Origin of the sequence: Streptomyces sp. NPDC096193, assembly GCF_040302905.1 — a bacterium.
In the GTDB taxonomy this organism is placed as follows: domain Bacteria; phylum Actinomycetota; class Actinomycetes; order Streptomycetales; family Streptomycetaceae; genus Streptomyces.
This window is the reverse complement of the sequence record NZ_JBEOSJ010000027.1, coordinates 20,680-41,661: the sequence shown is the minus strand read 5'-3', so window position 1 is coordinate 41,661 and position 20,982 is coordinate 20,680. Positions and strand designations below refer to the sequence as shown.

General features: G+C 71.5%; 21 protein-coding genes. 15 read left to right on the top strand and 6 right to left on the bottom strand.

Annotated elements, in window-relative coordinates; all coding sequences use genetic code 11:
• Positions 1-73: 73 nt before the first annotated feature.
• Positions 74-355, bottom strand: a complete 282-nt coding sequence (locus ABTX78_RS29945; RefSeq protein ID WP_307663983.1) for an Lrp/AsnC family transcriptional regulator — start codon at positions 353-355, stop codon at positions 74-76.
• Positions 352-1,077 (bottom strand): rhomboid family intramembrane serine protease, encoded by a 726-nt coding sequence (locus ABTX78_RS29940; RefSeq protein WP_352209904.1) that lies wholly within the window; start codon positions 1,075-1,077, stop codon positions 352-354. The genes ABTX78_RS29945 and ABTX78_RS29940 overlap by 4 nt, the downstream gene beginning before the upstream one ends.
• Before the next feature lie 187 nt (positions 1,078-1,264).
• On the opposite strand from ABTX78_RS29940, the gene ABTX78_RS29935 reads away from it, so the two are divergent.
• The 5 genes from ABTX78_RS29935 to ABTX78_RS29915 all read left to right on the top strand — a co-directional run bounded on the left by ABTX78_RS29935 (position 1,265) and on the right by ABTX78_RS29915 (position 6,819).
• Positions 1,265-1,507 (top strand): hypothetical protein, encoded by a 243-nt coding sequence (locus ABTX78_RS29935; protein ID WP_313946813.1) that lies wholly within the window; start codon positions 1,265-1,267, stop codon positions 1,505-1,507.
• Positions 1,508-1,542: 35 nt separating this feature from the next.
• The gene (locus tag ABTX78_RS29930) at positions 1,543-2,904 is read left to right on the top strand and encodes an NYN domain-containing protein (protein WP_352209903.1); all 1,362 of its coding nucleotides are present in this window, start codon (positions 1,543-1,545) and stop codon (positions 2,902-2,904) included.
• Positions 2,905-3,222: 318 nt separating this feature from the next.
• A complete protein-coding gene (locus ABTX78_RS29925; protein WP_352209902.1) occupies positions 3,223-4,248 on the top strand; it encodes a C40 family peptidase in 1,026 nt (341 codons plus the stop codon).
• A gap of 182 nt (positions 4,249-4,430) precedes the next feature.
• Positions 4,431-5,462, top strand: coding sequence for a C40 family peptidase (locus tag ABTX78_RS29920; RefSeq protein WP_352209901.1), 1,032 nt, complete (start codon positions 4,431-4,433; stop codon positions 5,460-5,462).
• A gap of 166 nt (positions 5,463-5,628) precedes the next feature.
• A complete protein-coding gene (locus tag ABTX78_RS29915) occupies positions 5,629-6,819 on the top strand; it encodes a hypothetical protein (RefSeq protein ID WP_352209959.1) in 1,191 nt (396 codons plus the stop codon).
• A 19-nt stretch (positions 6,820-6,838) separates the two neighbouring features.
• On the opposite strand, the gene ABTX78_RS29910 is transcribed toward ABTX78_RS29915, so the two are convergent.
• Positions 6,839-8,077, bottom strand: a complete 1,239-nt coding sequence (locus ABTX78_RS29910) for a glycosyltransferase 87 family protein (protein WP_352209900.1) — start codon at positions 8,075-8,077, stop codon at positions 6,839-6,841.
• Positions 8,078-8,179: 102 nt separating this feature from the next.
• Here ABTX78_RS29910 and ABTX78_RS29905 point away from each other — a divergent pair, with 102 nt between their 5' ends.
• Positions 8,180-9,322: a glycosyltransferase family 4 protein gene (locus ABTX78_RS29905; RefSeq protein WP_352209899.1), complete on the top strand. Its 1,143-nt coding sequence runs from the start codon at positions 8,180-8,182 to the stop codon at positions 9,320-9,322.
• 196 nt (positions 9,323-9,518) lie between these two features.
• Here the strand turns inward: ABTX78_RS29905 and ABTX78_RS29900 are convergent, their stop codons facing one another.
• Entirely contained in the window at positions 9,519-11,315 is a 1,797-nt protein-coding gene (locus ABTX78_RS29900; protein ID WP_352209898.1) for an AMP-dependent synthetase/ligase, read from the bottom strand.
• Positions 11,316-11,606: 291 nt separating this feature from the next.
• Between ABTX78_RS29900 and ABTX78_RS29895 the strand changes: the two genes are divergently transcribed.
• The 6 genes from ABTX78_RS29895 to ABTX78_RS29870 all read left to right on the top strand — a co-directional run bounded on the left by ABTX78_RS29895 (position 11,607) and on the right by ABTX78_RS29870 (position 16,684).
• Positions 11,607-12,374, top strand: a complete 768-nt coding sequence (locus ABTX78_RS29895) for a metallophosphoesterase family protein (RefSeq protein WP_352209958.1) — start codon at positions 11,607-11,609, stop codon at positions 12,372-12,374.
• A 203-nt stretch (positions 12,375-12,577) separates the two neighbouring features.
• Entirely contained in the window at positions 12,578-13,027 is a 450-nt protein-coding gene (locus ABTX78_RS29890; RefSeq protein WP_352209897.1) for an SRPBCC family protein, read from the top strand.
• Positions 13,027-14,238, top strand: a complete 1,212-nt coding sequence (locus tag ABTX78_RS29885) for an ArsA family ATPase (protein ID WP_352209896.1) — start codon at positions 13,027-13,029, stop codon at positions 14,236-14,238. The genes ABTX78_RS29890 and ABTX78_RS29885 overlap by 1 nt, the downstream gene beginning before the upstream one ends.
• A gap of 84 nt (positions 14,239-14,322) precedes the next feature.
• Positions 14,323-14,769, top strand: a complete 447-nt coding sequence (locus tag ABTX78_RS29880; RefSeq protein WP_352209895.1) for a DUF5304 domain-containing protein — start codon at positions 14,323-14,325, stop codon at positions 14,767-14,769.
• Positions 14,770-14,834: 65 nt separating this feature from the next.
• On the top strand, positions 14,835-15,776 hold the full coding sequence (locus tag ABTX78_RS29875) for an ROK family glucokinase (RefSeq protein ID WP_352209894.1): 942 nt from the start codon (positions 14,835-14,837) through the stop codon (positions 15,774-15,776).
• Between the two features lie 146 nt (positions 15,777-15,922).
• Positions 15,923-16,684, top strand: coding sequence for an endonuclease/exonuclease/phosphatase family protein (locus tag ABTX78_RS29870; protein ID WP_352209893.1), 762 nt, complete (start codon positions 15,923-15,925; stop codon positions 16,682-16,684).
• 109 nt (positions 16,685-16,793) lie between these two features.
• Here the strand turns inward: ABTX78_RS29870 and ABTX78_RS29865 are convergent, their stop codons facing one another.
• Both ABTX78_RS29865 and ABTX78_RS29860 read right to left on the bottom strand, forming a co-directional pair.
• Positions 16,794-17,366 (bottom strand): hypothetical protein, encoded by a 573-nt coding sequence (locus ABTX78_RS29865; protein WP_352209892.1) that lies wholly within the window; start codon positions 17,364-17,366, stop codon positions 16,794-16,796.
• A complete protein-coding gene (locus tag ABTX78_RS29860; protein ID WP_352209891.1) occupies positions 17,359-18,138 on the bottom strand; it encodes an alpha/beta hydrolase in 780 nt (259 codons plus the stop codon). The genes ABTX78_RS29865 and ABTX78_RS29860 overlap by 8 nt, the downstream gene beginning before the upstream one ends.
• Before the next feature lie 152 nt (positions 18,139-18,290).
• Between ABTX78_RS29860 and ABTX78_RS29855 the strand changes: the two genes are divergently transcribed.
• The 3 genes from ABTX78_RS29855 to ABTX78_RS29845 are packed head-to-tail and all read left to right on the top strand — an operon-like array spanning position 18,291 to position 20,979.
• Entirely contained in the window at positions 18,291-19,049 is a 759-nt protein-coding gene (locus tag ABTX78_RS29855; protein WP_352209890.1) for a lysophospholipid acyltransferase family protein, read from the top strand.
• A 29-nt stretch (positions 19,050-19,078) separates the two neighbouring features.
• Complete coding sequence (gene macS / locus ABTX78_RS29850; protein ID WP_352209889.1) at positions 19,079-20,296, top strand: MacS family sensor histidine kinase; 1,218 nt, start codon at positions 19,079-19,081, stop codon at positions 20,294-20,296.
• Positions 20,293-20,979 carry a response regulator gene (locus ABTX78_RS29845; RefSeq protein WP_352209888.1) on the top strand — a complete coding sequence of 229 codons (687 nt, stop codon included), beginning with the start codon at positions 20,293-20,295 and terminating at the stop codon, positions 20,977-20,979. Before macS ends, ABTX78_RS29845 begins: the two co-directional genes overlap by 4 nt.
• The last annotated feature ends 3 nt before the right edge of the window (positions 20,980-20,982 follow it).

Genomic DNA, 20,982 nt, shown 5'->3' with positions numbered 1-20,982 from the left:
GAAGCCCGCGCCGAGAGGCGCGGGCTTCTTCGTGTTCCGGGGCCCGTCCCCTGGTCGCAGTGGCCGACGGGCGCTAGGAGTCCAGACCGATCGCGAACGCCGCCTCCAGGTCGTGCTGCGAGTACGTACGGAACGCGACGTGCGTGTCCGTGCCCTCGACACCCTGGATCTTGCTGATACGGCCGGGGATCACATCCGCCAGGTCGTCGTGCTTCGCCACGCGGACCATGGCGATCAGGTCGTAGGTGCCCGTGACGGAGAAGACCTCGCTGACGCTGTCCAGCGCCGCGATGGACTCCGCGATCTCCGGAATGCGGTCCACGCTGGTCTTGATGAGCACGATCGCAGTGATCACGGCTGGCTTTCTCCCTCGGTGGCCGCTGCTGGGGCCTTCACTCTAGCCGGACGCCGGAACCGTCCCCAGGCATAGAGGAACCCGGTGCCGAACCCCACCACATGCGCGAGGTAGGCGACCCCGGGGCCGCCCTGACCGGCCCCCGACACGGCCAGCCACTGGAGGACGAACCAGAAGATCAGCACGATCCAGGCCGGGAAGCGCAGCGGCAGGAAGAAGAGGAAAGGGAAGAGACTGGTGACCCGGGCCTTCGGGAAGAGGAGAAGGAAGGCGCCGAGCACCCCCGAGATCGCCCCGGACGCTCCCACCAGGGTCTGCCCGGACTCGGCGTTGGCCGCCGCGTAGGCGAGCAGGGCGAAGGCGCCGGTGCCCAGGTAGAACAGGGCGAACTCCAGCGGCCCCATGCGTTCCTCCACCATCGCGCCGAAGACGTAGAGGAAGAGCAGGTTGCCGAGCAGGTGCAGCCAGTTCCCGTGCACGAAGAGCGCGGTGAACGGCGTGAGCAGCGTGTCCGGGGAGCCGGTCATCAGCTGGGCCGGGATCACGCCCCAACGCTCGAAGTACGCGCTCTGCGCCGCGAGCCACGCGTCACCCGTGCCGTACGACGGGTTCAGCCCCGAGACCGGGCTGATGAGGAAGACCGCGCAGCAGACGGCGATCAGGCCGTACGTCACCGAGGGCCCGGCCACCACACCCCGTACCGCCCTGCGCCAACCGATCATGGACAGAGCATGGCGTAGCGGGCCGGAACGGTACAGAGTGCCTCGCCGTGCCGTTGGGTACCCTCCCCGAGCTCCGCTCCGCGTGAGCAGGGGATGCCCCCGAGCCCGTAGGGTTACAGGGAGTACATCCGCAGTTCGACGGCGCACCGCGGCACCCGCATCCGCACGACGAAACGAGGACGGAACGATGACGACGGTTCCCTCGCCGACGGACCAGACCCGCTGGCGCTGCACGCTCTGCGGGAACCTCACCCGCTTCGACGTCACGCGTTCGTCGAAGGTCGTGGAGTACGTCCATCTGGACCTGGCCGGAGAACCGACCGTCGAAGAGCGTGACGTGGTCAGTGAGACCATCGAGTCGGTGCGCTGCCGCTGGTGCAACGCGGTGGACAAGATCGAGCTGGTGGACAGGCCGGGCGCCGCCTCCTGAGGGAGTGGCCCGAACGGGTAGTGGGGTGACGGATCGTGGAGCAGCCTGACAGCGGCGCCGAGCCGGCCGGTGCGGCCGGTGGCGCCGCAGAGGCGCTCGACCGGCCGTTGCCGGAAGGTGTGCGGCGCCGGGTCGTGGGGCTGGTCTCGGACGCCTTCGGTGGGCTCACCGTCGCGGAACTGCCCGCCCAATTGCGGCAGTACGCCCGTTTCACCCCCTCCCGCCGCGCCAAGTTCGCGGGCAACGCGATGGCCGCAGCCCTGGAGAGCGACCCCGTCTTCCGGCAGCGCATCGCCGAACGGCTCACACAGGCGCAGCCCGAACTGTGTGGGGCGTTGACGGCGGGATCGCCGCCCGCGGCGGCCGATCCACTCGACGTGGCGGCCGCCGCCTACGTTCTGCGGCCCACCGGATGGGTGAAACTTGTCGCCGCCGCCGGCGAGGAGGCGCAACGCGCCGACGCCGAGCGTGCGGACGAGGCCGGCCGGCGCGAACTGGAGCGGCTGCGTGAGGAACTGGTCGAGGCGCGTGGGCTGACCAAGAGCGAGACCGAACGGCTGCGCAGCGAGCTGGAGACGGTCCGCAAGGAAGCCGAATCGCTTCGCCGCAAGCTGCGCAGCGCCCAGAGCGATGTCAAGCGCGGTGAGGCCGCGCTGCGCCGGGTGAACGCCGAGATCGACACCATCAGGTCCGAGGCCGCGGCCCAGGTCTCGGCCGCCGAGAGCGAGAGCAGGCGCCTCAAGGCACGTCTGGGCGAGGCGGAGGCGGCGGTCGAGGCCGGACGCCGTGCCGCCCGTGAGGGGCGCTCCGTCGAGGACATGCGGCTGCGGCTGCTGCTGGACACCGTGCTGGAGTCCGCGCAGGGGCTGCGCCGTGAACTGGCCCTGCCGCCCGCGTCCGTTCATCCCGCGGACACGGTCGACGCGGTCGAGCCCGGACGGATGTCGCCCAAGGACATCGCGGCCCGCGCACTGTCGGAGACCGACCCCGCGCTGCTCGACCAACTGCTCGCGCTGCCGCAGGCGCATCTCGTCGTCGACGGCTACAACGTCACCAAGACCGGGTATCCGACGATGCCGCTGGAGAAGCAGCGGCTGCGGCTGCTCGGCGGGCTCTCCATGCTCGCGGCGCAGACCGGGGCCGAGATCACCTGTGTCTTCGACGGGGCCGAGCTGGCAGCCCCGGTGCTGCTGGCACCGCCGCGCGGCGTGCGGGTGCTGTTCTCCAAGCCGGGTGTGACGGCCGACGAACTGATCCGCCAGCTGGTGCGCGCGGAGCCGCCCGGCCGGCCCGTCGTGGTGGTCTCCACCGACCGCGAGGTCGCCGACGGTGTGGCGAAGGCGGGAGCCAGGCCGGTCGCGTCCGTTTTGTTGCTGAAGCGGCTTTCGCGAGTCTGAGCAACTGGCGTACTCATTGCGCCCATTCGCACCACTGTCGGTGGAACGTTGCGTCAAGTGGCAATCACAACGCGTGTGATGTGAGTAAAGAATGCTCTCCGCGCCAAACATTTTTCCCGACAGGATTTGAAGTGATCACAAGAAGGTCACTAAGGTCAGGCCTCGAACCTTCGCGCGGTTGATCACCCACCCGGGGTGACAGCGAAGGAACCGCCACTTTCTGCGCACTTCGGCTTGTTCCGGGGGAGCTGTGTGCGCAGAGCCGGGGTTGACCCCCCACTGCCCGGTAGGCGGCTGAGGAAGAAGGAGCTCGCCCGCGTGGCGTCCCACCGTCGTCCCAAGCAGCCGAGCCGCACCCGCGTGACCGTGCTCACCGCGACCGCGGCAGCGGCCGTCGCCCTCACTTCCCAGGCCGCCCAGGCCGATCCGAAGCCGAGCAAGAGCGACGTCAAGGAAAAGGTCGACAAGCTCTACGAGGAGGCCGAGAAGGCCACCGAGAAGTACAACGGCGCCAAGGAGCAGCAGGACAAGCTCCAGAAGCAGGTCGACGCCATCCAGGACAAGGTCGCCCGCGGTCAGGACGAGCTCAACACCCTGCGGGACGGCCTCGGTTCGGTGGCCAGCGCCCAGTACCGCTCCGGCGGCATCGACCCGGCCGTACAGCTCTTCCTCTCCTCGGACCCGGACAGCTACCTCGACAAGGCCTCCGCGCTGGACCAGCTCGGCGCCAAGCAGACCGAGGCGCTCACCGAGATCCAGACCAAGCAGCGCACCCTCGCGCAGCAGCGCCAGGAAGCCCAGAGCAAGCTCGGCGACCTGGCGGACACGCGCAAGCAGCTCGGCACGAAGAAGAAGGAAGTCCAGTCGAAGCTCGCGTCCGCGCAGAAGCTGCTGAACTCCCTGAGCGCGCAGGAGCGTGCCTCCCTCGCCGCCGACGAGACCCGCGCCGACCGGGCGAGCGAGCGGGTGGACCTCGGTGCCGCGGTGCCCGCCTCGCAGCGCGCGTCCGCCGCGTTCGCGGCCGCCCAGAGCAAGATCGGTACGCCGTACGTCTACGGCGCCTCCGGCCCCAACTCCTTCGACTGCTCCGGCCTCACCTCCTGGGCGTTCGCCCAGGCCGGTGTCGGCATACCGCGCACCTCGCAGTCGCAGGCCAACGCCGGCACCCGGATCTACTCCCAGAGCGCCCTCAAGCAGGGCGACCTGGTGATCTTCTACGGCGACCTGCACCACGTCGGCTTCTACGCGGGCAACGGCCAGGTGCTGCACGCGCCGCGGAGCGGAACCAACGTGCGCTACGAGTCCATCAACAACATGCCCTTCCAGTTCGGCGTGCGCATCTGACGCCCAATCGGGCGATTTCCCGCACCTCCTGCTGACGCTGCGCCCCGCCGGTGACCTGTGGTCTCCGGCGGGGCGTCACTGTCTGTGCACGATACGGTCGTTGGCCGCCGCGTGATCGCCCGGCTACTGTCTGCCGCGCACCATCCCTCGTGCACCTCGTCCAGCGGAAGGGAGCGCGGTTCGTGGCGTCCCATCGACGGCCCTCACAGCCCGGTCTCACTCACAGCGCCAGGGTCACCGTTCTGTCCGCCGCGGCGGCAACGGCCGCTGCGGCGCTCGGGGCCGCACCGGCGGCCATCGCCGACCCGGGCGACGGGCCGGACTCCTCGCGCGCCACGGTCGACCGGCTCTTCGAAGAGGCTGAGAAGGCCACCGAGCAGTTCAACAAGGCCAATGAGAAGGCCGGCCGGCTGCGTGAGGAGGTGAGCCACGCGCAGGACAGCGTCGCCCGGGGCCAGGAGCGCATCAACCGCATGCGCGGCGCGCTCGGTTCGGTCGCGGAGGCGCAGTACCGCTCCGGCGGCATGGATCCGGCGCTCGAACTGCTCCTCTCCGCGGAACCCGACGACTATCTGGAGAAGGCCGCGACCCTGGACCGCATCAGCGAGCGTCAGGCCACCGCCCTGCGGGATCTCCAGCAGGCGCAGCGAAGACTCGGCCAGGAGCGTGCGGAAGCCACTCGCGACCTCGTCGATCTGGAGCGCAGCCGGGCGGCCGTCGCCCACCACAAGCGCACCGTCGAACGCAAGCTGGGAGAGGCCCGGCGCCTGCTCAACTCGCTGCCCTCCGAGGACCGCGCGGACTTCGACCGCGCCTCCCGCTCGGGACGCGGCAACCTGCCCGAGCTCTCCGGCCTCGCCCCCTCCTCCTCCCGGGCCGCCGCCGCGGTGATGGCCGCCCGCAACGCGGTGGGCCGCCCCTACGTCTGGGGCGCCAACGGGCCCTCGGGCTTCGACTGTTCGGGGCTCACCCAGTGGTCGTACGCCCAGGCGGGCGTCGGACTGCCGCGCACCTCCCAGGCACAGCGCTACGCCGGCCGGCAGGTCTCCCTCTCCGAGGCCCGCCCCGGCGACCTGGTGGCGTACCGCAGCGACGCCAGTCACATCGCGATGTACATGGGCAACGGCCAGGTGGTGCACGCGCCCTACCCGGGCGCCCCGGTGCGCTACGACCCGGTCGGCATGATGCCGGTCTCCTCGGTCACGCGCGTCTGATTCCCGGTCCGGCGCCCGCTCCCGGTCCGCCGTCCGAGGCGGCTGGGCGGATGGGACGGTTCCTCGTCCGGGCACGGGCAGCGTCCTGGCCCGTCCGCTTGCTCTCCGTGTTCCGTACGATCGCAGGGTGGCAGGTCACGGGCGCGTCGGGCGCCGGGCGATACGGATGGCGGCGGGGCTCGGCCTCGCCGTCGCTCTGCTGACCTCCGGCTGCGGTGCTCCCGGGGCGTCCGACAGCACCGTCCAGGAGATCCAGCGCACCCTCGACGGCCGCGCCGCCGCCGTCCTCGGGCACGACGAGAACGCCTACCTCGGTGCGCTGGCCTCCGACGCGAGCGCCCTGCGGGCCGACGAGCTGCGGCAGTTCCGCAACATGGCGGACATCCCCTTCGGGTCCTGGGAGTACCGGCTCGTGGACGTACGCCGCGACGGCTCCACCGCGGTCGCCGACGCCGAACTCCGTTACCGCATCGCCGGATACGACACCGCACCCGTCATCGCCGCCCGCACCTTCGCATTCGTCCGGCGCGACGGCCGCTGGTATCTGAAGGCGGACGAGCCCCGTGGGAAGAGCGCCCAGCAGCTCTGGCAGCAGGGCGACGTCCATGTCGTACGCGGCAGCCGCAGCCTCGTGCTAGCCGTCGACCGGGACACCGTCCGGCAGAAGGCGCTCGCGGCGACCGCCGACCGTGCGGTGCCGGCCGTCGCGGGTGCCTGGCCGTCCCCCTGGGCCGGACGCGTCGTCGTCCTCGTGCCGTCCTCGCTGGAGGCCATGGGTGAGCTGCTGGGCGCCCCCGCGGCCGGCTACCGGGGCATCGCGGCCGTCACCACCGGCGAGATCGGGTCGTCCGGCAAGGCCCCCGCGGACCGGGTGATCGTCAACCCCGAGGCGTACGGGGTGCTCGGCGACTTCGGGCAGGCCGTCGTGCTCACGCACGAGACGACACACGTGGCGACCCGGGCGTACACCTCGCAGGCCACTCCCATGTGGCTGTCGGAGGGCTTCGCGGACTGGGTCGCCTACCGCGGCACCTCCCGCACGGACGGACAGACCGCGCCCGAACTCCAGCGCGCGGTCCGCGGCGGCGAGACCCCGGCCGCCCTGCCGGACGACAAGGCCTTCGCCTTCGGCGGGGACGCGGACGTGCTGGCGCGGGCTTACGAGGGCGGCTGGATGGCCTGTGAGCTGATCGCCGAGCGATGGGGCGAGGCGAAGCTGACCGCCTTCTACCGCGCGGTGGGGGAGCAGAAGCACCGGGCGGGCGCGGTCGAGAAGGCGATGCTCGACGTGCTGGGGATCTCGCCGGAGGAGTTCACGGTGACGTGGCGGGGGTATCTGCGGGAGCGCCTGGGCTGACGGCGGCCGCACCGGCGCTTCAGGAGGAGAGCAGCTCCTTGTCGGGCGCGGGCCGCAGCGGCAGGCTCCCGCGGTTGCCGGGCCCGTGGACCGTGTGCCGCCACAGCCGTACGCAGGCGGTCACCGTCGCCGCGACCAGCAGACCGTTGCGCACCGCCAGCAGCAGCACGCCCAGCGGGTCGCTCTCCACCACGTGCGCGAAGTGGACGGGGAACTCCAGCACCGTCATCGCGCAGGCGGCCAGCACCAGCCAGGCGGGCAGGGTCATGCGGCCGGCCCGGAAGGTGAGGCAGACCGCCGCCAGCCCGACCAGCCAGATCATGTACTGCGGGCTGATCACCCGGCTGGTGGTGGTGAACAGCAGCACGGCGGCGAACGCCGCGTCGCACACGGTGGAGGGGCCGAACTCCCGCGCCCGCAGCCGCCACAGCACCAGCCAGCCGAGGGCCGCCAGCCCGAGGAACATGGCCAGCGTGGACACGAGGGGGACCCAGGGGCCGAGGAACTCCACGGACCCGTAGTTCAGCGCCACCCGGCCCTCCCAGCCGAGGTGCCGCGCCCCGTGGAAGACGAGCGCCCCCAGTGACTCGATCTCGGTGCCCCGGTCGCGCTGGGCGGTGAGAAAGGCCAGGGCGCCGGGCATCGCCGCGACGAAGAACAGGGTGAGGCCGGCCGCCGTGGCCGCCGCGGCTGCCCAGGCACTTCGGGACGCCCGGCCGCGCGGCAGCCCCAGCAGCAACAGGACCGGCCAGACCTTGAGCATGGCGCCCAGGCCCGCGAGCACCCCGAGCAGGCGGGGCCGGCGGGCTCCCGCGACGAGCGCGGCCGCGGCGACCGCGGTGACCATCAGGTCGTAGCGCGCGTACGCCGTCGGCCCGAGGAGCGCCACACCGCCGACCCACATCCAGGCGCCCCGCCGGGTCGCACCCGGTCGCCCTCCCGCGTGGAGCAGCAGCGCGAGGACGAAGGCGTCGCAGAGGGCGGCGAGGACGAAGAAGGCGGAGGCATAGCCGATGAAGGGGACCACTGCGGGCGAGAGGATGGCGAGCGCGGCGGCGGGCGGGTACTGCCAGGTGACGTCGTCCAGTGGGAAGGTGCCGCTGCTGAGCGTCTCGTACCAGCCCTGGTAGATCACCGAGACGTCGGTGGTGACGTCGGGGCCGGGGAAGGTGACCACCTTGAAGACGCACAGCAGCAGCGCCGTCCTGGTGAGGATCCACACCGCGAGGGGGAGCCGGGTGCCGCCTGCGTCCGCCATGAGCGTATCGTCCTGTTCGTACGGAAATGAGAGATGCTCATGATGCCGGGCGGGACCGTGCCGGAGCGACGAGGCAGGGCCGTTCGGTACTGTCGGCGGACGATGCACAAGACCTTGATCGTGACCAACGACTTCCCGCCCCGGCCCGGCGGTATCCAGGCCTTCCTGCACAACATGGCGCTGCGGCTGGACCCCGATCGGCTCGTCGTCTACGCCTCCACCTGGAAGCGCGGGCAGGAGGGCGCGGAGGCGACGGCGGCCTTCGACGCGGAGCAGCCCTTCACCGTCGTGCGGGACCGTACGACCATGCTGCTGCCGACCCCGCGGGTCACCCGGCGGGCGGTCGGGCTCCTGCGGGAACACGGCTGCGAGTCCGTGTGGTTCGGGGCGGCGGCCCCGCTCGGGCTGATGGGTCCCGCCCTGCGCAGGGCGGGCGCGAAGCGGCTGGTGGCCACGACGCACGGCCACGAGGCCGGCTGGGCCCAGCTCCCCGCGTCCCGGCAACTGCTGCGGCGGATCGGTGAGGGCACCGACACCATCACGTATCTGGGCGAGTACACGCGCTCGCGCATCGCCGCCGCGCTCACGCCCGCGGCGGCGGGCCGGATGGTCCAACTGCCGCCGGGCGTCGACGAGAAGACCTTCCACCCGGGCTCCGGCGGCGAAGCGGTCCGCGAGCGGCTCGGGCTCACCGACCGGCCCGTGGTCGTCTGTGTCTCCCGGCTGGTGCCCCGCAAGGGCCAGGACACCCTGATCCTCGCGATGCCTGCGATCCTCTCGAAGGTGCCGGACGCGGTGCTGCTGATCGTGGGAGGCGGCCCGTACGAGAAGGACCTGCGCACACTCGCGCAGGACACCGGAGTCGCGGGGTCGGTCCGTTTCACCGGCGCGGTGCCCTGGGCCGAACTGCCCGCCCACTACGGCGCCGGCGATGTCTTCGCGATGCCGTGCCGCACCCGCAGGGGCGGCCTGGACGTCGAGGGCCTCGGCATCGTGTACCTGGAGGCGTCGGCGACGGGCCTGCCCGTGGTGGCGGGCGACTCCGGCGGCGCCCCGGACGCCGTTCTCGACGGCGAAACCGGCTGGGTGGTACGCGGCGGCTCGGCGGAGGACGCATCGGACCGGATCGTGACGCTGCTGGAGGACCCCGAACTGCGGGCGCGCATGGGGGAGCGGGGCAGGCAGTGGGTCGAGGAGAAGTGGCGCTGGGACCTGCTGGCGGAGAAGCTCAGAACGCTTCTGTGAGCTGTGAGCTGCGGGGCCGCCGCGCCGCTGGGTCGCGGAGCGCCGGGTCGGGGGGCGGCCGGGCCGCCGGGTCGCCCGGCCGACTGCCCGTTCCCGCTGACGCGACGTCCCCGCAGGCCGTGGCCCGCGGGGACGGAAGCCGGCTGCCCGGGCTGTCGGACCGCCGGGGGGGGGGGGCTGCCGCCCCCGCACGACCTCAGCCGCGGTAGATCGCCTCGATCTCGTCCGCGAAGTCCTTCGCCACCACGTTCCGCTTCAGCTTCAGCGACGGCGTGATGTGTCCCGCCTCTTCCGTGAACTGGGCATTCAGGATGCGGAACTTGCGGACCGACTCCGCCTTGGAGACCGCCGCGTTGCCCTCGTCCACCGCCTGCTGGATCTCCGCCAGCAGTTCCGTGTCGTCGTTCAGCGAGGCGGCCGTCGAGCCCGCCGGCTTGCCGTGGTCCGAGGCCCAGCGGCCCAGGAACTCCTCGTCGATCGTGACCAGCGCGCCCACGAAGGGACGGCCGTCGCCGACCACCATGCACTCCGCGACCAGCGCGTGCGCGCGGATGCGGTCCTCGATCACCGCGGGAGCGACGTTCTTGCCGCCCGCGGTGACCAGGATCTCCTTCTTGCGGCCGGTGATCGCGAGGTAGCCGTCCTCGTCGAGCGTGCCGATGTCACCCGTGTGGAACCAGCCGTCGGCCAGCGCCTCCGCGGTCGCCGACTCGTTCTGCCAGTAGCCCTGGAAGAGGTGCTCGCCGTGCAGCAGCACCTCGCCGTCGTCCGCGATCCGCACCACCGAACCCGGCAGCGGCTGTCCGACCGTGCCGATCTTCTGCCGGTCCCACGGGTTGAACGCCGTCGCCGCGCACGACTCGGTGAGGCCGTAGCCCTCCAGCACGGTGAAGCCGATACCGCGGAAGAAGTGCCCGAGCCGCTCGCCGAGGGGCGCGCCGCCGGAGACCGCGTACTCGCCGCGGCCGCCCAGCACCGCCCGCAGCTTGCTGAAGACGAGCCGGTCGAAGACCTTGTGCTTGAACTTCAGCCCGATCGAGGGGCCTTCGGACGTGCCGAGCGCACGGCTGTAGGAGATCGCCGTCTGCGCCGCCTTGTCGAAGATCTTGCCCTTGCCGTCGGCCTGGGCCTTCGCGCGGGCGGAGTTGTAGACCTTCTCGAAGACGCGCGGCACACCGAGGATGAGCGTCGGCCGGAACGAGGCCAGCTCGTCGGTGAGGTTCTTGATGTCCGGGACACAGCCGAGCTTGATCGGAGCCATCACGGCCGCGACCTCGACCATGCGTCCGAAGACGTGTGCGGCGGGGAGGAACAGCAGCACGGAGCTCTCGCCCGTACGGAACAGCGGCTTGAGGCGTTCCACGAGGTTGCCGCACTCGGCGAAGAAGCTGCGGTGGGTGAGCACACAGCCCTTGGGGCGGCCGGTCGTGCCCGAGGTGTAGACGATCGTCGCGGGGTCGTCCGCCTTGGCGTGCGCGCTGCTCGCGTCGACGGCCTCGTCGGAGATCCCGGCGCCCGAGGCGATCAGCGCGTCGACCGCGCCGGCCTCGATCTGCCAGACGTCGCGCAGGCTCGGCAGCCGGTCCCGTACGGACTCGACGGCGGCCGCGTGGGCCTCGCCCTCCACGATCACCGCGACCGCGCCCGAGTCACCGAGGATCCACTGGACCTGCTCGGCCGAACTCGTCTCGTACACCGGCACGGTGACCGCGCCCGCGCTCCAGATGGCGAAGTCCATCTGCACCCACTCGTAGCGGGTGCGGGACATCAGTGCGACCCGGTCGCCGGGCCGGACGCCCGCCGCGATCAGGCCCTTGGCGGCGGCACGTACCTCGTCGAGGAACTGACGGGCGGAGACATCCGCCCAGGCTCCCGCCACCTTTCTGCCCATCACCGCGACATCCGGATGCTGAGAGGCATTGCGGCGGATCAGATCCGTCAGGTTGCCGTCCGAAGGGACCTCGTACAGGGCCGGAAGGCTGAACTCGCGCAAGACTGCTGCTCCTCATCGGGCGCCGGCGCCACGGCTCTGTGTGATGCACCGGCTGCGGTCCAAGATCGGGCAGGTGCTCATGGGGGGTGAGCACGACTGGACTGCCCGGACGTTACCCACCAGTACTCGGTTCCGGATAGGGGGTCCCGGCCAGATGTTCCCTGCGTCACACGTGTATGGCAGTGCTTCGCGCAGAGTATTCCACCCCTGTGCGCGGTCGGAAGAACGGCTGGTCCCGCCCCCTCTACCCAGCCGCCGCGGCGGCGTCCTAGGGTGATCGGCATGCGAGGCATGCGAGTCAATGTGGTCAGTGACGTGCACGGCAATGCTGCGGATCTCGCCCACGCGGGCGACGGCGCCGACGCCCTGATCTGCCTCGGCGACCTCGTCCTCTTCCTCGACTACGCCGACCATTCGCGCGGCATCTTCCCGGATCTCTTCGGCGCCGAGAACGCCCACCGGCTCGTCGAACTGCGCACCGCCCGGCGCTTCGACGAGGCCCGTGACCTGGGGCGGAGCCTGTGGGCCGAGGTCGCAACGGACCGCGAGAGCGCCATCGAGTCGGCCGTACGACGCCAGTACGCCGAACTGTTCGCCGCCTTCCCCACCCCGACGTACGCCACGTACGGCAATGTCGATATGCCGACACTCTGGCCGGAGTACGCGCACCCGGGCGTCTCCGTCCTGGACGGTGAACGCGTCGAGATCGGCGGCCTCGTCTTCGGGTTCGTCGGCGGCGGACTGCGCACGCCCATGCGCACGCCCTACGAGATCTCCGACGAGGAGTACGCGGCGAAGGTCGAGGCGCTCGGCGAGGTCGACGTCCTGTGCTCGCACATTCCGCCGGAGGTCCCCGAGCTGACCTACGACACGGTCGCCCGCCGTTTCGAGCGCGGCAGCCGGGCCCTGCTGGACGCGATCCACCGCACCCGGCCGCGCTACTCGCTGTTCGGTCATGTGCACCAGCCGCTCGTCCGGCGGATGCGGGTCGGCGCGACCGAGTGCGTGAACGTCGGGCACTTCGCCTCGACCGGCCGGCCCTGGACGCTGGAGTGGTGAACACGGCTGCGGCGACGCCGGAGTGGTGAACAGGGCCGCGGCGCATTGACCACGTGCCGTGGACTGCCGGGCACGGCCCCGCAGGAGTGAGCGCGGTCCGTGGAGTGGTGAGCACGGGCCCTGGGAATCCGACCTGCTGAGGCGCGATAGCCTGCACACCACACCACCCCCGGTCCGTACCCGCACTCCGAGGAGCCGCAGCGATGGCGGAACACACCAGCTCGAGCATCACGATCGAGGCGGCGCCGGCCGATGTGATGGGGGTGATCTCGGACTTCGCCCGCTACCCGGAGTGGACCGGCGAGGTGAAGGAGGCGGAGGTACTCGCCACCGACGGCAACGGCCGCGCCGAGCAGGTCCGTCTGGTGCTGGACGCCGGTGCGATCAAGGACGACCACACGCTCGCGTACACCTGGAACGGCGACAACCAGGTCAGCTGGACGCTGGTGAAGTCCCAGATGCTGCGCGCCATCGACGGCTCGTACACGCTCGCCCCCGTCGGCGGCGGCGACCGCACCGAGGTCACCTACCAGCTGACCGTCGACGTCAAGATCCCCATGCTCGGCATGATCAAGCGCAAGGCCGAGAAGGTCATCATCGACCGCGCCCTGGCCGGTCTGAAGAAGCGCGTCGAGAGCGGACCCACCGTCTGATGCGCACGGTCCTCGTCACCGGCCTCGGCGGCGCGGGCCGTACGACCGTCGCCGCGGCGACCGCCCACGCGGCGGTGAAGCGCGGCGAGCGCGTGCTCTTCCTCTCCACCGGTCCCGGCGAGGTGCTCGGCACCCCGGTCACCGGTCGCCCCGATGCGCCCGAGGAGATCACGGACGGCCTCTGGGCGGCCCGTGTCCACACCGGCGCCGACTTCCGGGCGGAGTTCCTCTCCCTCCAGGAGCGCAGCGCGACCGCGCTCGACCTGCTCGGCGCCGCCCGGCTCGAAGAGGCCGAGCTCACCGAGCTCCCCGGGAGCGAGCAGTTCGCCCTCCTGCGGGCGCTCACCGTCGCCGCCTCCGGTGACTGGGACACGGCCGTCGTCGACCTGCCGCCGCTGCGCGAGACGATCGCCCTGCTCGCCCTGCCCGAGCAACTGCGCCGCTATCTGCGCCGGCTGCTGCCGCAGGAACGCCAGGCCGCCCGCGCCCTGCGCCCGGTGCTCGCCCAGCTCGCGGGCGTCCCGATGCCCGCCCAGTGGCTGTACGCGACAGCCGCGCGCTGGGACGCCGAACTGGCCCGCGTCCAGAGCGTGATCGAGTCCGGCGACACCGCCCTGCGCGTGGTCGCCGAACCCGGACCCGCGGCCGCCGCCGCCCTGCGGACCGCCCGCAGCGGACTCGCACTGCACGGCCTGCGGGTCGAAGCCCTGCTGGCCAACCGTGTCCTGCCCCGGCATTCCGCCGACACCTGGCTCGCGTCCCTCGCGGCCCAGCAGGAGAAGTGCCTGCACGAGTGGTCCGAGGACTGGCTGCCCGGCACCGCCCTCCTCGAAGTTCCCCATGCCGGCCGTGACCCCCGCGGCCTCGACGACCTCGCCCTGCTGGGCGACCTCTCCGTGCCGGACGGCGGCGGATCGCAGGACGGTGCCGACGCGGGCGTGGACCACGGCAGCCCCCGGCAGCAGATCGAGGACCGCCGTGCCGACGAGGGCATCCTCGTCTGGACGCTCGAGCTGCCCGGCGCCGTCAAGGGAGACGTCGGCCTGGTCCGCCGCGGGGATGAACTGCTGCTCACCGTCGGACCGTTCCGCAGGATCCTGCCGCTGCCGTCCGTACTGCGCCGCTGCACCGTGGCGGGCGCGGCCCTCGCGGACGGTGCGCTGAGGGTCCGCTTCGCGCCGGACCCGCAGCTGTGGCCGCGCGGGCACTGAACGGGCCACCGCCGTTCGGGTACCGTCGAGCTTACGAGAGCCCACATCCGGTCAGCCGGTTCATGCCCTGTGCAGGAGTACGCCATGAGTGATGCCACCGAGCGTCCCGCAGTCGATGCAGACGCCGACGCCTGGGCCGACGCGTGCGCGGAGGACCTCGAGGCGGAGAAGGCCCGCCGCCGGGCCCAGTACGGTCAGCCCACCGGGTCCGCCTCCGAGGAACTGCGCCGCCTCCTGGACGTGGTCGCCGACAAGGTGTCCGGAATCCAGAGCTCGCTGCCCGGCATGGCCGCCCAGAGCGCCGTGCAGCAGCTGGTCGACCAGGCGAAGGCCGCGGTCGAGCCGGTGATCGAGCGCAACCCCCAGATCTTCGACCACCTGGCCGCCGCGGGCGGCGAGCTGCTGGCCGCCTACCGGTCCGCGGTCGAGGGCCACGAGCGGCGCTGGACCCAGGAGCCGCGCACCGCCAAGGACGCCCAGGACCCGCGTGATGACGGGCCCGGACCGAGCGAGCACATCGACCTGGACTGACCGGCCGTGTGCCCGCCCTCGGGTACGGTTGCCGTAGCGGGGCTCGACCGAAAACTGAGGGACACATGGGACTCACCATCGGCGTCGACATCGGCGGCACCAAGATCGCGGCGGGCGTGGTCGACGAAGAGGGCACCATTCTCGAAACGCACAAGGTGCCCACCCCGTCGACTCCCGAAGGCATCGTCGACGCGATCGCCTCCGCCGTCGCCGGAGCCGGCAAGGGGCACGACATCGAGGCCGTCGGCATCGGTGCCGCCGGATACGTCGACGACAAGCGAGCCACCGTCCTCTTCGCGCCCAACATCCACTGGCGGCACGAGCCGCTGAAGGACAAGGTCGAGCAGCGCGTCGGCATGCCGGTGGTCGTCGAGAACGACGCGAACGCCGCGGCCTGGGGCGAGTACCGCTTCGGTGCCGGCCAGGGCCACGAGGACGTCATCTGCATCACCCTCGGCACCGGTCTCGGCGGTGGCATCATCATCGGCAACAAGCTGCGCCGCGGACGCTTCGGTGTGGCCGCGGAATTCGGGCACATCAGGGTGGTGCCGGACGGTCTGCTGTGCGGCTGCGGCAGCCAGGGTTGCTGGGAGCAGTACGCCTCCGGCCGCGCGCTCGTGCGGTACGCCAGGCAGCGCGCCAACGCCACACCGGACAACGCGCAGATCCTCCTCGGCCTCGGCGACGGCACCATCGAGGGCATCGAGGGCAAGCACATCAGCGCCGCCGCACGGCAGGGCGACGCGGTGGCGGTCGACTCCTTCCGCGAGCTGGCCCGTTGGGCCGGCGCCGGCCTGGCCGACCTGGCCTCGCTGTTCGACCCCTCGGCGTTCATCGTCGGCGGTGGCGTCTCGGACGAGGGCGAGCTCGTCCTGGACCCGATCCGCAAGTCGTTCCGCCGCTGGCTCATCGGTGGCCAGTGGCGTCCGCACGCCCAGGTCCTCGCCGCCCAACTGGGCGGAAAGGCGGGCCTGGTGGGCGCGGCGGACCTGGCCCGACAGGGCTAGGACCTGGCCCGTCAGGGCCGGAACCGCCTGCATCGCCACGTCGGTGACCGCGGGACGGGCCGGAGTGTCCGGCCGGTCCCGCGACAGCCGCGCGCAGCTCGCGGCGGAGCTCGGGAACACCCCCCGCGCCGTCGTATCGTGCTCGCATGGCGATCACCGCACTGCCCAACTCCCGCACCGAACCCGACGGTTCGGCCGTGATCCGGGTGCTCAGCTACAACATCCGTTCGCTGCGGGACGACGAGGAAGCGCTCGCCCGGGTGATCCGGGCGTGCGAACCCGACCTCGTGTTCGTCCAGGAGGCGCCGCGCTTCTTCCGCTGGCGCAAGCACGCCGCGCGGCTCGCGGCCAAGACCGATCTCGTGGTGCTCAGCGGAGGCGCGAGTGCCGCGGGACCTCTGCTGCTCTGCTCACTGCGCGCGACCGTGGAGCGCACGGAGGACGTGCTGCTGCCGCTGACGCGCGGACTGCACCGGCGGGGTTTCGCCACCGCGGTCGTACGGTTCGCCGGCGCCCGCGTCGGGCTGCTCAGCTGCCATCTGAGCCTTCAGACGGACGAGCGGCTGGCCCAGACGGGGATGCTGCTCGACCGGCTCGCCGCCATGGACGTGCCGTACACGATCGCGGCCGGTGACATCAACGAGCGGCCCACCGGGCGGAGCTTCACCCGGCTCGCCCGCGAACTCCAGGACGCCTGGGCGGTCGCGCCCTGGGGCGGTGAGTACACCTCGACGCCGGACCGTCCGCACCAGCGGATCGACGCGATCTTCGCCAGTGCGGGGATCGAGGTGCTGGGCTGCGGTGTGCCGCTGGACGTTCCCGGCGTCACCACGGCGGACCTGAGCGCGGCCACCGATCATCTGCCGGTGCTGGCCGCCCTGAGAATCCCGGCGTCGGGTCCCGCCTGACGGACGGGACCGGTCTGACGGACGGGACCGGCCTCGCGATCCGCGGCGGCTCCGGAGCGGTCGAACGACCGCTCCCGCCCGGTTCGGACCACCGCTCCGATCCGGAGCTTCAGACCACCGCTCCGCGGCCCGGGTCGTCCTCGTCCTCGTCGTCGCCGTGCGCCATGCGGGCCACCAGGGTGGCGAAGCCGCCCAGGAAGCCGCCCACGCAGATCGTCGTCAGCCACCAGGTCATGTCCCACTGGAGAAGCACCGCGACCAGCATCAGCAGCGGTCCGCCGACCACCGCGAGCCAGGCGAACTTGGCGGTGACGTCCGCCTCGGGCAGCGGCGGCGGCTCCGGCGGCACGAAGTGACCCTCGTCGCTCTCGTCGAGGTCGTCCTCCTTGGCCTCCGCCAGACCGTAGTCCCGAGGACCGCCGACGCCGGGTGCGAAGGTGACCGAGCTGCCCAGGCCGGGCCGGTCCTCGTCCGGGTCGGGATCGGGCTGCGGCTCGGCCTTCGCCGCCTTCGGCGTCTCGTTCACCTCACTCTCCAGCAGAGCGAGGTCGTCGACCGACTTGAACGGCTTGGCGCCCGGCGGGTCCACCGGCTCGTCGCCGTACCCCGCCACGATGGCGGCCCAGGCCGCCTCCTCGTCGATCGGCTGCGGCTCGCGGTCCGCGTCGTGCTGCTCAGCCACCGGTGGTGCTCCCTTTCTTCCCGACATTCGGAGCGAGCCGGCCGATGAACGCGTAACTCTCCTCGAAAATCCGCTCCGCATCGTGGTCCAACGTCGCCACGTGGTAGCTCTGTTCCAGCAGGATCTCCTGAACATCGGTCGAGGAGACCCGGCTGAGGATCCTGGCCGAGTCCATCGACGGCACCACATGGTCCTGCGGGCTGCGCAGCAGCACCATCGGCTGCGTCACCTGCGGCAGCTCACCGTCGACCAGCCGGAAGAACTGGCGCAGGGAGTGCGCCGCGTGCAGCGGCACCCGGTCGTACCCGACCTCGTCCATGCCTTCCCTGGCGATGTCGTTCGTCAGCCCCTTCGTCGTGCGCACCAGGTGGCGGGCCACCGGCAGGGCGTACGCCGAGAGGCCGTGCACCTTGTTCGCCGGGTTCACCACGACGACACCGCTGACCGCGTCACCGTGCTTGGCGGCGAGCCGCAGCGTGAGCGCACCGCCCATGGAGAGCCCCATGACGAAGACCTGGCTGCACCGGCCGGTGAGCTCACGCAGCTCGCGGTCCACCTCGGCGTACCAGTCCTGCCAGCCGGTGAGCTGCATGTCCTGCCAGCGGGTGCCGTGCCCGGGGAGCAGCGGCAGCGACACGGTCAGCCCGCGCTCCGCCAGAAACTCGGCCCAGGGGCGCAGGGACTGAGGGGAGCCGGTGAATCCGTGACAGAGAAGAACGCCGACCTCTCCGCCCTCGTGGCGGTACGGCTCGGCTCCGGGAAGCACCGGCACCGGGGTCTCCTGTTCTGTGCATGAAGCTCGAAGGGTGTACCTCACCGTACGCGACCGGACCGACACCGACCAGGCCCGTAAGCCCGCCGCCGCGGGGTTCCCCGGCCTGCGCCGGGATAAGGTCTGTTCGACAGCAACAGGAGGAATTCGAGTTGATCTACGGCGCCATGAAGTTCTCCATCGGAGGGTCGCTGAAGCTTGCCTTCCGGCCCTGGGTGGAGGGGCTGGAGAACATTCCCGTCGACGGCCCGGCGATCCTCGCGAGCAACCATCTGTCCTTCTCGGACTCCTTCTTCCTGCCGACGATGCTCGACCGCAAGGTCACCTTCATCGCCAAGGCCGAGTACTTCACCTCGCCCGGAGTCAAGGGCAGGCTGACGGCCGCCTTCTTCAAGGGTGTCGGCCAGCTCCCGGTCGACCGCTCGGGCGCGCGGGGCGCCGGCGAGGCGGCGATCAGGGCCGGTCTCGACGTCCTCGACGCCGGCGGACTGTTCGGCATCTACCCGGAGGGCACCCGCTCCCCGGACGGCAGGCTCTACCGCGGCAAGCCGGGCGGTCTGGCCCGGGTGGCACTCGCCAGCGGCGCGCCGGTCATCCCGGTGGCCATGATCGACACCGAGAAGATCCAGCCGCCCGGCAAGGTGGTTCCCAAGCTGATGCGCCCGGGGATCAGGATCGGCGAACCGCTCGACTTCAGCCGCTACCGCGGTATGGAGAGCGACCGGTTCATCCTGCGCTCGCTGACCGACGAGGTCATGTACGAGATCATGAAGCTGTCCGGCCAGGAGTACGTCGACATCTACGCCACCGCCGCCAAGCGGCAGATCGCGGACGCGGAGAAGGCGGCGAAGGCGGCGGCGAAGGCGAAGGCCGAGCAGCAGGCCGAGACGACGGACCGGTCGGCGGCCTAGGGAGCGTCGTCCGGACCGGGGTGGGGGACATGGTCAAGCGCGAACGGGTCGTGCGGATGTCGGTGGAGCTGCCGCTGTGGCGTGCGCTCGCCGGCTATCGCGTACTGACGATGATCTACGCGGTGCTGCTGCTCGTCTTCATACCCGACAAGTTCGAGCGCCCCTGGGTGGCGATCGTGTTCCTGGCGGTGATGGGCGTCTGGACCCTCGCCACGCTGCCCCAGGTCTCCAGCGCGGCCCGCTGCACCAAGCCCTTCCTCGTCACCGACCTCACCGTCGCGCTCACCGGCATCCTGCTGACACCGCTCGCCGACACCCACGCGCAGCAGATCGACGGACCCACCCTGCCGTCGATATGGACGGCGGGCTCCGTCCTCGCGTTCGCCATCAAGGGCGGCTGGCGATGGGCCGCCGTCGCGTCCTCCTTCGTCGCGGTCGCCAACATCATCGAGCGGGGCGAGCCGAGCCGGGACACCTTCCACAACGTCCTGCTGGTCTGGATCGCCTCCATCGCGATCGGTTACGTCGTCGAGGTCGCCCGGGCCTCGGAACGCACCCTCGCCCGCGCCCTGGAGATCGAGGCCGCGACGCGGGAGCGCGAGCGTCTCGCCCGCGACATCCACGACAGCGTGCTCCAGGTGCTGGCCATGGTGCAGCGGCGGGGCGCCGCCATCGGTGGTGAGGCCGCGGACCTCGGACGGATGGCGGGCGAGCAGGAAGTCGCCCTGCGGACGCTGGTCTCCAGCGGGCTGGTGCCCGCGACCCGTGCCTCCGAGGACGTCTCCCTCGGGGCCGTGGTGCGCAGCGTCGACGTCGACGAGGACGACGCGCCGGACGGGACGCCCGACGAGTACGATCTGCGGTCGCTGCTCGCCCGGCACGCCGGATCCCGAGTCACGCTCTCCGAGCCGGGCGCTCCGGTGCTGCTGCCGGCGGGCTCCGCCACCGAACTCGCCGCGGCTGTCGGTGCCGCCCTGGACAATGTCCGTCAGCACGCCGGTCAGGACGCCCGGACCTGGATCCTCGTCGAGGACTGGCCGGACGAGGTCGTCGTGACGGTCAGGGACGACGGGCCGGGCATTCCGGAGGGCCGTCTCGCCCAGGCCGAGGGCGAGGGCCGGCTCGGAGTCGCCCTCTCCATCCGCGGGCGGCTGAGGGACCTGGGCGGCACCGCCGAGCTGATCTCGGTCCCGGGCCAGGGCACAGAAGTCGAACTGAAGATTCCACGGGGGAAGGCACACGCATGACGGACCGGCAGACGGACCAGCAGACGATCAAGGTGATGGTCGTCGACGACCACCCGATGTGGCGGGACGCGGTCGCCCGCGATCTGACCGCCGCCGGCTTCGAGGTGGTGGCGACGGCGGGCGACGGACCCCAGGCTGTCCGCCGCGCCCACGCGGCCGGTCCCGACGTCCTCGTCCTCGACCTCAATCTTCCCGGTATGCCCGGGGTCCAGGTGTGCAAGGAACTCGTCGGCTCCCGCCCCGGGCTGCGGGTCCTGGTGCTGTCGGCGAGCGGGGAGCACGCGGACGTCCTGGAGGCGGTCAAGTCCGGCGCGACCGGCTATCTCCTCAAGTCGGCCAGTACCGAGGAGCTCACCGACGCGGTGCGGCGTACGGCCGTCGGCGACCCGGTCTTCACACCGGGCCTCGCGGGCCTCGTGCTCGGCGAGTACCGCAGGCTCGCCTCCGAGCCGGTTCCCGCTTCCGGCGGGGACGAGCCGAAGGCTCCCCAACTCACCGACCGCGAGACCGAGGTGCTGCGCCTGGTCGCCAAGGGGCTGTCGTACAAGCAGATCGCCGAGCGGCTGGTGATCTCCCACCGCACCGTGCAGAACCATGTGCAGAACACCCTCGGCAAGCTTCAGCTGCACAACCGCGTCGAATTGGTGCGCTACGCGATCGAGCGGGGACTCGACGACGTCTGAGGC

Excerpts from the sequence above, each read along its gene's own strand:
- ABTX78_RS29870 (WP_352209893.1), top strand. The coding sequence starts at position 15,923 with ATGGCGATCACCGCACTGCCCAACTCCCGCACCGAACCCGACGGTTCG.
- ABTX78_RS29880 (WP_352209895.1), top strand. The coding sequence starts at position 14,323 with ATGAGTGATGCCACCGAGCGTCCCGCAGTCGATGCAGACGCCGACGCC.
- ABTX78_RS29885 (WP_352209896.1), top strand. The coding sequence starts at position 13,027 with ATGCGCACGGTCCTCGTCACCGGCCTCGGCGGCGCGGGCCGTACGACC.
- ABTX78_RS29895 (WP_352209958.1), top strand. The coding sequence starts at position 11,607 with ATGCGAGTCAATGTGGTCAGTGACGTGCACGGCAATGCTGCGGATCTC.
- ABTX78_RS29915 (WP_352209959.1), top strand. The coding sequence starts at position 5,629 with ATGGCGGCGGGGCTCGGCCTCGCCGTCGCTCTGCTGACCTCCGGCTGC.
- macS (WP_352209889.1), top strand. The coding sequence starts at position 19,079 with ATGGTCAAGCGCGAACGGGTCGTGCGGATGTCGGTGGAGCTGCCGCTG.
- ABTX78_RS29940 (WP_352209904.1), bottom strand. The coding sequence starts at position 1,077 with ATGATCGGTTGGCGCAGGGCGGTACGGGGTGTGGTGGCCGGGCCCTCG.
- ABTX78_RS29890 (WP_352209897.1), top strand. The coding sequence starts at position 12,578 with ATGGCGGAACACACCAGCTCGAGCATCACGATCGAGGCGGCGCCGGCC.
- ABTX78_RS29910 (WP_352209900.1), bottom strand. The coding sequence starts at position 8,077 with ATGGCGGACGCAGGCGGCACCCGGCTCCCCCTCGCGGTGTGGATCCTC.
- ABTX78_RS29935 (WP_313946813.1), top strand. The coding sequence starts at position 1,265 with ATGACGACGGTTCCCTCGCCGACGGACCAGACCCGCTGGCGCTGCACG.
- ABTX78_RS29875 (WP_352209894.1), top strand. The coding sequence starts at position 14,835 with ATGGGACTCACCATCGGCGTCGACATCGGCGGCACCAAGATCGCGGCG.
- ABTX78_RS29845 (WP_352209888.1), top strand. The coding sequence starts at position 20,293 with ATGACGGACCGGCAGACGGACCAGCAGACGATCAAGGTGATGGTCGTC.
- ABTX78_RS29905 (WP_352209899.1), top strand. The coding sequence starts at position 8,180 with ATGCACAAGACCTTGATCGTGACCAACGACTTCCCGCCCCGGCCCGGC.